13 protein-coding genes are annotated in these 11,030 nt (G+C 66.8%); 10 read left to right on the plus strand and 3 right to left on the minus strand.

Annotated features, from left to right (window positions below):
• The first annotated feature begins 136 nt into the window (after positions 1-136).
• From ACKTT0_RS05680 to ACKTT0_RS05695, 4 genes are all read left to right on the plus strand, one after another.
• Positions 137-418 carry a peptidylprolyl isomerase gene (locus tag ACKTT0_RS05680; RefSeq protein WP_407848835.1) on the plus strand — a complete coding sequence of 94 codons (282 nt, stop codon included), beginning with the start codon at positions 137-139 and terminating at the stop codon, positions 416-418.
• 242 nt (positions 419-660) lie between these two features.
• A complete protein-coding gene (locus tag ACKTT0_RS05685) occupies positions 661-1,029 on the plus strand; it encodes an EF-hand domain-containing protein (protein WP_407848836.1) in 369 nt (122 codons plus the stop codon).
• A 22-nt stretch (positions 1,030-1,051) separates the two neighbouring features.
• A complete protein-coding gene (locus ACKTT0_RS05690) occupies positions 1,052-1,423 on the plus strand; it encodes a DUF4087 domain-containing protein (protein ID WP_407848838.1) in 372 nt (123 codons plus the stop codon).
• A gap of 108 nt (positions 1,424-1,531) precedes the next feature.
• The gene (locus ACKTT0_RS05695) at positions 1,532-2,590 is read left to right on the plus strand and encodes a LacI family DNA-binding transcriptional regulator (protein WP_407848840.1); all 1,059 of its coding nucleotides are present in this window, start codon (positions 1,532-1,534) and stop codon (positions 2,588-2,590) included.
• Here ACKTT0_RS05695 and ACKTT0_RS05700 read toward each other — a convergent pair.
• Positions 2,557-3,903, minus strand: coding sequence for an Nramp family divalent metal transporter (locus ACKTT0_RS05700; RefSeq protein WP_407848841.1), 1,347 nt, complete (start codon positions 3,901-3,903; stop codon positions 2,557-2,559). The genes ACKTT0_RS05695 and ACKTT0_RS05700 overlap by 34 nt on opposite strands.
• A 120-nt stretch (positions 3,904-4,023) precedes the next feature.
• Complete coding sequence (locus ACKTT0_RS05705) at positions 4,024-4,893, minus strand: TauD/TfdA dioxygenase family protein (protein ID WP_407848843.1); 870 nt, start codon at positions 4,891-4,893, stop codon at positions 4,024-4,026.
• A 172-nt stretch (positions 4,894-5,065) separates the two neighbouring features.
• Here ACKTT0_RS05705 and ACKTT0_RS05710 point away from each other — a divergent pair, with 172 nt between their 5' ends.
• The 4 genes from ACKTT0_RS05710 (at position 5,066) to ACKTT0_RS05725 (ending at position 7,654) form a co-directional block, all read left to right on the plus strand.
• Entirely contained in the window at positions 5,066-5,665 is a 600-nt protein-coding gene (locus tag ACKTT0_RS05710) for a hypothetical protein (protein WP_407848845.1), read from the plus strand.
• Positions 5,666-5,727: 62 nt separating this feature from the next.
• Positions 5,728-6,495, plus strand: coding sequence for a GntR family transcriptional regulator (locus ACKTT0_RS05715; RefSeq protein WP_407848847.1), 768 nt, complete (start codon positions 5,728-5,730; stop codon positions 6,493-6,495).
• A gap of 5 nt (positions 6,496-6,500) precedes the next feature.
• Positions 6,501-7,358, plus strand: a complete 858-nt coding sequence (locus tag ACKTT0_RS05720) for a sulfite exporter TauE/SafE family protein (protein WP_407848849.1) — start codon at positions 6,501-6,503, stop codon at positions 7,356-7,358.
• A complete protein-coding gene (locus tag ACKTT0_RS05725; RefSeq protein ID WP_407848851.1) occupies positions 7,355-7,654 on the plus strand; it encodes a DUF1634 domain-containing protein in 300 nt (99 codons plus the stop codon). Before ACKTT0_RS05720 ends, ACKTT0_RS05725 begins: the two co-directional genes overlap by 4 nt.
• A gap of 18 nt (positions 7,655-7,672) precedes the next feature.
• Here ACKTT0_RS05725 and ACKTT0_RS05730 read toward each other — a convergent pair whose 3' ends face one another.
• Positions 7,673-8,146, minus strand: a complete 474-nt coding sequence (locus ACKTT0_RS05730; protein WP_407848852.1) for an Lrp/AsnC family transcriptional regulator — start codon at positions 8,144-8,146, stop codon at positions 7,673-7,675.
• A gap of 129 nt (positions 8,147-8,275) precedes the next feature.
• On the opposite strand from ACKTT0_RS05730, the gene kynU reads away from it, so the two are divergent.
• Both kynU and ACKTT0_RS05740 read left to right on the plus strand, forming a co-directional pair.
• Positions 8,276-9,526, plus strand: coding sequence for a kynureninase (gene kynU, locus ACKTT0_RS05735; protein ID WP_407848854.1), 1,251 nt, complete (start codon positions 8,276-8,278; stop codon positions 9,524-9,526).
• Positions 9,527-9,583: 57 nt separating this feature from the next.
• Positions 9,584-10,999, plus strand: coding sequence for an amino acid permease (locus ACKTT0_RS05740; protein WP_407848856.1), 1,416 nt, complete (start codon positions 9,584-9,586; stop codon positions 10,997-10,999).
• Positions 11,000-11,030 lie beyond the last annotated feature (31 nt).

Consider the following 11,030-nt stretch of genomic DNA (forward strand, 5'->3'; position numbering starts at 1 on the left):
GGGCAATATGGATGCTTCCTCCGCGGCGCTCCTTGGCTTTCCGGCTCGAAAGCACGAATGCACAGAGCGCCCACCTATCCAGCCCGCGGCAAGCTGCTTCGGTACTGCCCGGCATTTCATCTGAAGGAGTACATCCATGGCCCAAGCGAGCGCCCGCCACATCCTGGTTTCCACCGAAGCCGAGTGCAACAAACTCAAGGCCGACATCGAAAACGGCGCCGATTTCGCGCAAGTGGCGCGCGAACACTCCACCTGCCCCTCCAGCCGCGACGGCGGCAACCTGGGCACCTTCGGCCCCGGCCAGATGGTCAAGGAATTCGACACCGTGGTCTTCAGCGCGCCGGTCAACGTCGTGCAAGGCCCGGTCAAGACCCAGTTCGGCTATCACCTGGTCGAAGTGACCGACCGCCAGGACTGAGCCCGGCAAGGCCGGCGGCGGGTCCGCCGGCCTTGTGCATTCCCCCTGGAAGCACGCGATACCGACGTGGGCGGTTGCCGGCACGCAAATCACAACAACAAGCAAAAGTTACCGTTCGTTGAGAAACACTTCTTGCCCGATGTTTATTGGGGTACGAGTGATATCCTCGATTCAGTTCTCCATACGCCGGGCGGCGATGCGAGCCATCGTCCGGCCGGCACTCGATCGATAGGAATGTCGCCATGAAGAAAGCCCTCGCCACCACCCTGTGCCTGGCCTTCGCCGGCATCGGCGCCGCGCACGCGCAGCAATCGTCCGTGCCCCGCATCCATCACGCCCAGCTGGAGCCGCTGGACGTCGACAAGAGCGGCGCCGTCAGCAAGGGCGAGTACCAGACCTTCATGGGGCAGGCCTTCGCCAAGCTGGATGTCAATAGCGACAAGCGCCTGAGCCAGGACGAGCTGTCCAGCGTGGTGGCCCACGAACAGATCGTGGCGATGGACACCAGCCGCGATGGCAGCGTGGACCAGGCCGAATTCATGAATCAGGTCATGACCGATTTCACTACCTCGGACACCGACGGCGACGGCCAGTTGCCCGTCACCCCCTGACACCTATCCCCTCGGGCACAGCATGCCGCGCCTGCTGGTCGCTTGCACCCTCGCCGCCATGGCCTGCGGCCTGCCCGCCACGGCGGCGGAACGGATCTGCGGCTGGTACGCCAACCCCACGCCGGGCAACCTGCTGATCACCGACCGGCGCGGCGACTGGTGGATTACCCAGAGCGGCGCCGGGCCCGACGCGCGCGGCCTGGATCACGCGCCCCCCTTCGACGCCAAGCAATTCGTCGAGACCAATGTGCCCGGCTCGGGCCACGGCTACGGCTGCGCATGCCTGACCGCGGAGACCGACCCGAAGGCGCGGCGGATCACCCGTATCCTGGCCGGCGAGATCCTGCCGCTGGCGCGCTGCAAGGCCGACAAGGCGCTGCCGGCGCCGCAATAGGGCGGCGCGCGGCCGGGGCCGGGGCCGGCAGGCCGGAGCTGCATTAATATCAGCAGGTCCCTGCGCCACAGGCGTTGTTCTTGTCGGCCTCATCCCTGGTGTCCCGCCATGACCCGAAAACTCACCAGCCTGGATATCGCGCGGCTGGCTGGCGTATCGCAGAGCACGGTATCGCGCGTCGTCCGCCAGTTGCCCAACGTGGACGAGCGGACGCGCGAGCACGTGCTGCAGGTCATCCGCAAGCACCGCTATGCGCCGAGCGCGGCGGCGCGCTCCATGAAGACCAACCGCAGCGGCAACGTGGCGGTAGTGGTGGCCAACCTGGACAACCCGCTGTACCCGGCGCTGCTGCACCACCTGGTAGAGCAGCTGGCCCGGCGCGGCCTGCGCACGACCGTATGGGAGCCCGCCAACGACCTGGACGCCGCCACGGCGCGCGCCATCGCCGAAAGCGCGGCGGACGGCGTGATCTTCACCACGGCGGTGGACGCGGCGCGACTGCAGCACGAAGCCATTGCCCAATCCAAGCCGGTCATTCTCATGAACCGCAGCCTCTCGGCCAAGCTCTTCGATGCCGTCATCAGCGACAACCTGGCGGGCGGCATGCTGGTGGCGCGGTATTTCATCGAGGCGGGCCGGCGCAATATCGGCCTGATATCGGGGCAGTCGCCGGCCAGCACCATCCAGGAACGCGAGCGCGGCTTCATGCGCGAGCTATCCAGGCACGGCAAGGTCCGGCAGTGCCACGCCTCGACCCTGCGCTTCGATGCGTTCAACTACGAAAACGGCTACCGCGCCGCGCGCGACCTGCTGGCGCGCCATCCGGACATCGACGCGCTGTTCTGCAGCAATGACATCCTGGCGATCGGCGCGCTGGACGGGGCCCGCGCCGCGGGCCGCGCCATCCCGGACGACTTGTGGGTGGTCGGCTATGACGATATTCCCATGGCCGGCTGGGACGCCATCGGCCTGACCACGGTGCGCCAGCCGCTACAGTCCATGACCGCGCGGGCGGTCGAGCGGCTGTGCCAGCGCATGGCCCAGCCCGACCTGCCGCCGCGCACGGTCAAGCTGCCCAACGAGCTGGTAGTGCGCCACTCGACCCGCCAGGCGGCCGGTCCGGCGTCCGCGCCTCAGCCACCCAGCATGGCCTTGAACGTGACGTAGGACCCCCAGACCGCCAGCAGCGTCAACAGCACCAGCACGATGGTGTGCAGCTTGTTGCCCGCCAGGTCGCCCATCAGGTCCTTGCGGTTGATCAGCACGATCAGGCCGATCGATACCAGCGGCATCAGCACGATCTGCGCGGCGTTGACGAATACCGTCAGCCAGATGAAGCCCGGCATGCCCGGAATGGCCCACACCAGCGGCAGGATGGCGACCAGGAAATAGGCAATGCGGAAAGCCGGATCCTTGCTGGGCGCGTCGCGGTATTTCTCCTTGCGGGCCGGCGCGACGCAGTACAGGCACTCCATCGCCATCCTCGGGAACCCGTGAGCGTAGCCAATGACGGAACTGAAGCAGGCGCACAGCACTCCCAGGTAGATGATGATTTCCCCGGCCCGGCCCGCCACCTGGCCCAGCAGCTGCGCCAGGTCGTTGAAGTCCTCGATGGTGATGCCGCGCGGATGCAGCACCTCGGCGCCCATGACCCAGACGGCCAGGTCCAGCACGATGATCACGAAGATGCCGAACAGCAGGTCATAGCGCTGCACGCGCCGGTGCTCCGGCCGGATGTAGCCCTTTTCCTTCATGAAGGTGGGATACAGCAGGTTGGCCAGCGAGCCGCCCACCGCGCCGATCAGCGACACCACGATGACGATGGCCCCGAACGCGCCGACCTGCTTGGGGGTCTCGAAGGCGAAGGTGCCCGTCACGATGGCGCCCACATCGGGCCGTGCCATGATGGCCCCGCCGACCAGGCTGGCGGCCAGCACCACCAGGATCACTTTCTCGACCGTCTCCAGGTAGCGGTAGACCGCCTTGCCGGTGATGGCGACCGCCGCGATCACGGCGAACACGCTCCACAGCAGGACCGAGCCGCTCTCCCCCGTCAGGTGGTACAGCGCTTCGCCCGAGCCCCGGATCGTGTAGGACTCGTAGAAGTGGCCCAGCACGATGCCCCCCACGCCCAGCAGGATGGGATAGTACTTCCAGACCAGCGCGTAGCCCTCGAAGATGGTGTGCCCCCGCGCGTTCATCAACTGGTAGTGGGCAATGATGCTGACCAGGAAATAGCGCACCAGCAGCGCCAGGGCCAGGCCCCACATGAGCGCGTAGCCATAGTGCGCGCCGGCCATGGCGTTGTCGACCAGGTCCCCCGCCCCCAGCCAGGTCAGCACCAGCACGATGCCGGGGCCGAACGATTTCACATAGCCCCAGAACGAGGTCGGAATCGGCGCGCCCATGGCGGGCGCGGCAACGCCGGCGCCCCGGACGGGCAAGGCGGGCTGATGCACCGCCGACGGATCTGCACTCATGATTGTCTCTCCCCATGTCGTTATGATGCGGTGCAGCGCCAGGGCCCGCGCACCGGCGGGGCCGCATGCGGGCATGCCATGGCGGCGCGGGACGGCCCCGCGCGGTCCCGGCGCGGCGTGTCAGGCCGTGGCCAGTTCCAGGTCCAGCGTGGTGGTGCGACGCAGTTCGCGCCGGTACTTCTTGTCGTCGAAGCGGCGGCCGCGGTGCATGGTGGCCCGGTTGTCCCAGATGACGAAGTCGCCCGGGCGCCATTCATGGCTGTAGACCAGTTCCGGCCGGGTAGCGTGCTCGGTCAGGTCGCGCAGCAGCGCGCGGCCTTCCGGCACCGGCCAGTCGACGATATGCGAGGCGTGCGAGGCCAGGTACAGCGATCGGCGGCCGGTGTTCGGGTTGGTGCGCACCAGGGGATGCACGGCGCCCGGCAGCTTGCCCTGCTCTTCTGCCGAAAATTCGAAGCCGAGCACGTGGCGCGAGTACACGATGGAATGAAAGGCGCGCAGCGGCTCGATGAGCGCCTTGGTCTCGTCGTCCAGCGTGTCGTACGCGGTGTACATGTCGGCGTATTCGGTATCGGCCCGCACCGGCGGGACAACCTTGCACGACAGCATCGAATAGCGCCCGGCCGGATCCTGGAACGAGGCATCGGTATGCCAGAGCCGGTTGCTCAGCGAACTGACGCGGCGCCGGTCGTTGTCCTGCAGCAGCTCGCCCTTGTCGTTCACATTGGAAATATCCGTCAGCGCGTCGCTGCCGAAGCGGTTCTTCTCCAGCACCGAGAGGGAGGTCTTGGTGTGCAGCACGCCGTCGAAGCGCTGGGAAAATTCGAGCTGTTCCTCGTTGCTCAAGGGCTGGTCGTGAAATACCAGCACGCCGTAGCGATCCATGCCCGCGCGCAATTGCGCCAGCTCGCCGTCATCGGCGCGGCGCAGGTCCACGCCCGCTACCTCGCCGACGAAACAGGGGTGAATCTGCTTGATCGAGAGTGCCATGATGTCTCCTCGTGTTATGGCTCTATGGCTTTCAATCAGTGCATGACTACGTAATCATGTTTAAACCGGCGCGGCGAAAAGTCAATGAGGAAGAGTGCTACCGATTGATTCCGGCGCGCCCGCCAGGCCCCTACAATCCCTGTCGGGATCCATCCACTTATCGCGAGGCTCCATGGACGTAGAGGTAGCGTCACCCATCAATCGCGACGTATTCGTGCATATACGCACCATCCTGGGCATGGTGCTGGGCTTGAGCATGGCCCGCCTGGTCAACGGCCTGGCGCGGTTCGTGCAGCACCCCAGGCGCGGCCAGATCTATCTGGTCCATATCGGCTGGGTCGCGTTCCTGCTGCTGTCCCTGGTGCACTTCTGGTGGTTCGAGTTCGGGCTGTCGTCCCTGCGCCACTGGACCTTCGAAATCTACCTGTTCCTGATCCTGTACACGATCGTGTTCGCCATGCTGTCGATCCTGCTGTTTCCCGACCAGATCGACGAATACAAGGGCTACGAAGATTATTTCCAGTCGCGCCGGCGCTGGTTTTATTCCTTTCTGGCATTGATCTTCGTGCTGGACGTGATCGATACCTGGATCAAGGGCCCGGAGCATTTCCGCGCGCTGGGCCTGGAATACCCCATCCGCCAGGCGGTATTCGCGCTGTTTTCCCTGGTTGCCGTGTTCACGCCCAGCCAACGCTTCCAGGCCGCGTTCGTGACCGTGGGCGTGGTGTACCAGGCGACCTGGATCTTCCGGCAATTCGATGTACTGAACTGAGGAGGGTGGCGGGCCTTTGTACGGCCCTGGTCATTATGACATCATGATGTCATAATGACGCTATGTCGCTCGATCCCACCCTTCCCCAGCCGCTCTATTCCCAGGTCGAACAGGCGCTCGCCCGCGAGATCGCCGCAGGCGGGCGCGCCCCGGGCGACCGCCTGCCCGCCGAGGACGAACTCGCCGGCCGCTTCGGCGTCAGCCGCATTACCATCCGCAAGGCCATCGAAGGGCTGGTGGCCCGCGGGCTGCTGGAAATCCGCCGCGGCAAGGGCACTTATGTCGCCGAACCCAGGATCCGCCAGGAATTGACCGAGCTGAGCGGTTTCGTGGAAGACATGCAGGCGCTGGGGCGCGAACCCTCGGCGCGCCTGGTGGGCCAGCAGGTGGTCGCGGCCGACAAGGTCGTGGCCGGCAAGCTGGGGCTGGCCGCCGGCGCGCAGGTGTATCGCATCGAGCGGGTGCGGCTGGCCGACGGCGTGCCCGTGTCGTTCGACGAAACCTACCTGCCGTTCGAAATCGGCCGCGAGGTGGTCCAGCACGACCTCGAGGCCGAGCCGATTTTCTCCCTGCTCGAGGAAAAACACGGCGTGCCGCTGGTCGAGGCCGAATACCAGCTCGAAGCAGCCGCCTGCGATGGCCACATCGCCGAAGCGCTGGCCGTAGCACCCGGCAGCCCGGTATTCCTGATCGAACGCACGTCGTTTTCGCTGCACGGCAGGCCGGTCGATTACGAGCGCCTGTACTACCGCGGCGACCTGATCCGCTTCGTGACGCGCCTGGCCCGCCGGCCCAAGGACGCGCGCCGCGACCCGGGCGCGGGCGCGTGATGGCCATGGATCCCTGGTATTCCCTGGGCCTGCTGGCGGCCGCCTTCGGCGCCAGCGCGCTGGGCGGCGTGCTGGGCATGGCCAGCGGCATCTTCATCGTGCCGGCGCTGACCCTCTGGGCGGGGGTCGACATCCGCGTCGCCATCGGCGCCAGCATCGTGTCGGTGATCGCCTGTTCCTGCGGCAGCGCCGCGCCCTTCCTGAGCAACCGGCTGACCAATATCCGCCTGGCGCTGGTGCTGGAAGTGGCCACCACCCTGGGCGCGCTGACCGGCGTCTTCCTCATCGGCCTGGTGCCGGTCGCCTATCTGTACGGCCTGTTCGCCGTGGTGCTGGCGGTCTCCGCGCGCCAGATGCTGGCGCGCCGCGCCGATCCGGCCGTGCCGGGCATGCCGGCCGGCGGCCTGGCGACCACGCTGCGCCTGCACGCCAGCTACCCCGACCGGGCAGCCGGCCGCGAAGTGCACTACCAGGTCAGCCGCGTGCCCATGGGACTGTCGCTGATGTACGGCGCGGGGCTGATCTCGGCGTTGCTGGGCATTGGCAGCGGCGTGCTGAAAATTCCCGCCATGGACACGGCGCTGCGGCTGCCGATCAAGGTCTCGTCGGCCACGTCCAATTTCATGATCGGCGTGACGGCGGCCGCCAGCGCCGGCGCATATTTCGTGCGCGGCGACATCGACGCGGCGATCGCCGGGCCGGTGGCGCTTGGCTCGGTGGCCGGCGCGCTGCTGGGCGCCCGGCTGCTGATGGGCCTGCCGGCAGACAAGCTGCGCCTGTTCTTCGTGGTGGTGCTGGCGGCGCTGGCGGTCCAGATGCTGGCCAGCGCGTTCGGCCTGCACCTGGCGGGGGCGCCGGCATGAGCCAGCCCGACACCACGCAATGGCGCGAACGCCGCATCGCCGGCTTGCTGCATCATGGCACCTGGCTGGCATCCGCGCTGGTCGCCATCGGCATGCTGGCCACTTGGCTGGCCGGCGCTCCATGGAGCGCCCTCGTCGTGCAGGCGGGCATCGGCCTGTTCATCGCCCTGCCCGTCCTGCGCGTGGCGCTGATGCTGGGCATCTTCCTGTACGAACGCGACTACCTCTACAGCGTGCTGGCGTTGACGGTGCTGGCCATCATCGCGGCCGGGCTGGCGGTGGGCATCTACGGCTGACCCGTCGGGCAGCCGGGCCTACCGCCATTCCTCCAGCGGCAACATCCCTTCGCGGCTCTTGATCTTGCGCATGACAATGTGCGAACAGAGGTCGCGCACGCCGGGCATCTTGCTGAGCTTGTCTTCCACGAAAGCCGAGAAGGCAGCCAGGTTGCGGGTGCGCACCGCCAGGATGTAGTTCGATGCTCCCGTGACGATACTGGCTTCGGTGATCTCGTCGTGCAGCGCGATGCTGGCCAGGAAAGCCTCGTGCCAGCCGGCGCGCGACTGGTCCAGCGTGACGTGCACGATGGCCTCCAGCTCGAACCCCAGTTTCTCGGCGTCGAGCACGGCGCGGTAGCCCTTGATGAGCCCGTGCTCCTGCAGGGCGCGCACCCGCCGCAGGCAGGCCGACGGCGACAGCGCGACCTGCTCGGCCAGGTCCTGGTTGCTGAGGTGGGCGTCGTCCTGCAGGCGGCAGAGAATGCGGCGATCAATCGTATCGAGCTGCATGGCGCAATCCAATTGTGAAATTTCCGAATTCCTGCAATTTACTGCGATTACGGGCCACCGGCACGGCCGCAATCGCAATCTTGCGCCGCCACCGCCCTGCTAGTATTTCCCGGTAACCAAGGAGCCCCCATGCGCACCCGCGAAGACTGCCTGCAGGCCGACCTGCACGACCCCCTGGCCCCGCTGAAACAGCAGTTCGAACTGCCCGCCGGCATCATCTACATGGACGGCAATTCGCTGGGGGTGCTGCCGCGCGCGGCGGCGGCGCGCAGCGCCGCAGTCATCGGCCAGGAATGGGGCACGGGCCTGATCCGCAGCTGGAACACGGCCGGCTGGTTCGAGCTGCCCGCGCGCCTGGGCGACAAGCTGGCGCGGCTGATCGGCGCCGGCCCGGGCGAGGTGGTGGTCACCGACACCACCTCGCTGAACCTCTTCAAGGCGCTGGCGGCTGCGCTGCGCATCCAGCAGCACGCCGCGCCGCAACGCCGGGTCATCGTGTCCGAGCGCGACAACTTTCCTACCGACCTCTACATGATCCAGGGCATGATCGACCTGCTGCAGCAGGGCTACGAAATGCGCCTGGTCGACGAGACGCTGCCGCTCGAGCAGGCGCTGGACGATTCGGTGGCGGTGCTGCTGCTGTCGCACGTGAATTACCGCACCGGTCACATGCACGACATGGCGGCCGTCACCGCCCGCGCGCACGCGCGCGGCGCGCTGGCCATCTGGGACCTGGCGCACGCCGCCGGGGCGGTGCCGGTGGACGTGACCGGCGCCGACGCCGATTTCGCGGTGGGCTGCACCTATAAGTACCTGAACGGCGGGCCAGGCTCCCCTGCCTATATCTGGGTGGCCCCGCGCCACAGCCAGGACTTCTGGCAGCCGCTGTCGGGCTGGTGGGGGCACCAGCGTCCCTTCGACATGGCGGTGGCCTACGAGCCGGCCGGCGGCATCCGCCGCTACCTGTGCGGCACGCAGCCCATTGTGTCGCTGGCGCTGGTGGAGTGCGGCCTGGACATCAGCCTGGCGGCGGACATGGCGGAGGTCCGCAAGAAGTCGCTCGCCCTGGGCGATCTGTTCATCCGCCTGGTCGAAGAACGCTGCGCCGGCCATCCGCTGACGCTGGTGACGCCGCGCGAACACGCGCTGCGCGGCAGCCACGTCAGCATCCGCCATCCGGACGGCTACGCCGTCATGCAGGCGCTGATCGCGCGCGGCGTCATCGGCGACTACCGCGAGCCCGAAGTGCTGCGTTTCGGGCTTACGCCGCTGTACCTGGGGTATGCCGATGTCTGGGATGCGGTCGAGGTCCTGAAGGACGTGCTCGATAGCGAGGCGTGGAAGCAACCGGAATATTCGCGCCGCACCGCCGTGACCTGACCTGCGGCGCGGCGCCCCCTGCGCATAAAAGCATAAAAGACCAACGAGGAGACACCCATGCCAGACACTCCTGGCTTTGAGCATATCGCCGCGCGTGAACAAGGGCTCAGGCGCCGCCTGACCTCCGGCCAGATGGGCATGATCGCCATCGGCGGGGCCATCGGCACCGGCCTGTTCCTGGGCAGCAGTTTCGCCATCGGCTTCGCCGGCCCCAGCGTGCTGGTCAGCTATGCCATCGGCGGCCTGATCACGCTGCTGCTGATGGGCTGCTTGGCCGAGATGACGGTGGCCCATTCCACTTCCGGCTCGTTCGGCGCGTACGCCGAACACTACATCGGGCCGCTGGCCGGGTTCCTGGTGCGCTATGCCTATTGGTCGTGCATCGTGCTGGCGGTCGGCACCGAGGTGACCGCGGTCGCGGTCTATATGAAGTTCTGGTTCCCGGCCGTCCCGGCCTGGGTATGGGTGTGCCTGTTCTCGGCGGTGCTGATCCTGATCAACGCGCTCAGCGTGAAGGCCTTCGGCACCATCGAGTATGGGTTCTCGGCCATCAAGGTGGGCGCGATCGTGGCGTTCATCCTGCTGGGCGCCTATGTGGTGTGGGGCAGTCCCGACTATGGCGCCGCGCTGTATACGGCCCATGGCGGGTTTTTCCCGAATGGCTGGCAAGGTACGTGGATTGCCGTAGTGATCTCGATCTTCAGCTATTTGAGCGTGGAGATGATCGCGGTGGCGGCCGGCGAGGCCGAGCACCCCGAGCGCGCGGTGAAGCAGGCGTTCCGGGCCACGATTGTGCGCTTGCTGGTGTTCTATCTGCTGTCGCTGGCGCTGATCCTGGCCATTGTGCCGTGGGACCAGGCCGGCCAGGCGGGCAGCCCGTTCGTCAAGGTGATGCAGGCGCTGGCCATTCCCGGCGCGGCGGGCGTGATCAATTTCATCGTGCTGGTGGCGGCGCTGTCGGCCATGAACAGCCAGCTGTACATCACCACGCGCATGATGTTCAGCCTGTCGCGCGCGGGCCATGCGCCAGCGGCCATGGGCCGGCTGACGCGCCATGGCATTCCGCTGAATGCGCTGTTGTTGTCCACGGTGGGCATTGCGCTGGCCACGGTGCTGAATGTTCTATACCCGGACCAGTCGTTCACGCTGATGATGGCGATTTCGATGTTCGGCGCCCTGTTCACCTGGATGATGATTTTCCTGACGCACTATTTCTTCCGGCGCCGCTGGCGCCGCGAAGGCGGGCATGCCCTGTCGTTCCGCATGCCGGGGTTCCCGGTGCTGACGCTGGCGGGCTTCGTGCTGATGCTGGCGATCCTGGTCACCACGTATTTCACGGACGTGTTCAAGATGACGCTGGTATTCGGCCTGCCGTTCCTGGCGTTGCTGTGCCTGCTGTACCGGGTGTTGTTCCGCGGGGCGCCGGCCACGCCGGTGGCGGCGGCGCGGGTTGCGGGGGATGAAGGGCTGTGATGCCGATGATGGGTTCACAGCTGGAACCGGG

This window comes from Bordetella saccharivorans (genome assembly GCF_045862855.1).
Lineage (GTDB): Bacteria > Pseudomonadota > Gammaproteobacteria > Burkholderiales > Burkholderiaceae_B > Bordetella_A > Bordetella_A petrii_F.

Bases quoted from the DNA above. Each gene is read 5' to 3' on its own strand.
- ACKTT0_RS05680 (WP_407848835.1), top strand. From the start codon at position 137: ATGGCCCAAGCGAGCGCCCGCCACATCCTGGTTTCCACCGAAGCCGAG.
- ACKTT0_RS05685 (WP_407848836.1), top strand. From the start codon at position 661: ATGAAGAAAGCCCTCGCCACCACCCTGTGCCTGGCCTTCGCCGGCATC.
- ACKTT0_RS05690 (WP_407848838.1), top strand. From the start codon at position 1,052: ATGCCGCGCCTGCTGGTCGCTTGCACCCTCGCCGCCATGGCCTGCGGC.
- ACKTT0_RS05695 (WP_407848840.1), top strand. From the start codon at position 1,532: ATGACCCGAAAACTCACCAGCCTGGATATCGCGCGGCTGGCTGGCGTA.
- ACKTT0_RS05700 (WP_407848841.1), bottom strand. From the start codon at position 3,903: ATGAGTGCAGATCCGTCGGCGGTGCATCAGCCCGCCTTGCCCGTCCGG.
- ACKTT0_RS05705 (WP_407848843.1), bottom strand. From the start codon at position 4,893: ATGGCACTCTCGATCAAGCAGATTCACCCCTGTTTCGTCGGCGAGGTA.
- ACKTT0_RS05710 (WP_407848845.1), top strand. From the start codon at position 5,066: ATGGACGTAGAGGTAGCGTCACCCATCAATCGCGACGTATTCGTGCAT.
- ACKTT0_RS05715 (WP_407848847.1), top strand. From the start codon at position 5,728: ATGTCGCTCGATCCCACCCTTCCCCAGCCGCTCTATTCCCAGGTCGAA.
- ACKTT0_RS05720 (WP_407848849.1), top strand. From the start codon at position 6,501: ATGGATCCCTGGTATTCCCTGGGCCTGCTGGCGGCCGCCTTCGGCGCC.
- ACKTT0_RS05725 (WP_407848851.1), top strand. From the start codon at position 7,355: ATGAGCCAGCCCGACACCACGCAATGGCGCGAACGCCGCATCGCCGGC.
- ACKTT0_RS05730 (WP_407848852.1), bottom strand. From the start codon at position 8,146: ATGCAGCTCGATACGATTGATCGCCGCATTCTCTGCCGCCTGCAGGAC.
- kynU (WP_407848854.1), top strand. From the start codon at position 8,276: ATGCGCACCCGCGAAGACTGCCTGCAGGCCGACCTGCACGACCCCCTG.
- ACKTT0_RS05740 (WP_407848856.1), top strand. From the start codon at position 9,584: ATGCCAGACACTCCTGGCTTTGAGCATATCGCCGCGCGTGAACAAGGG.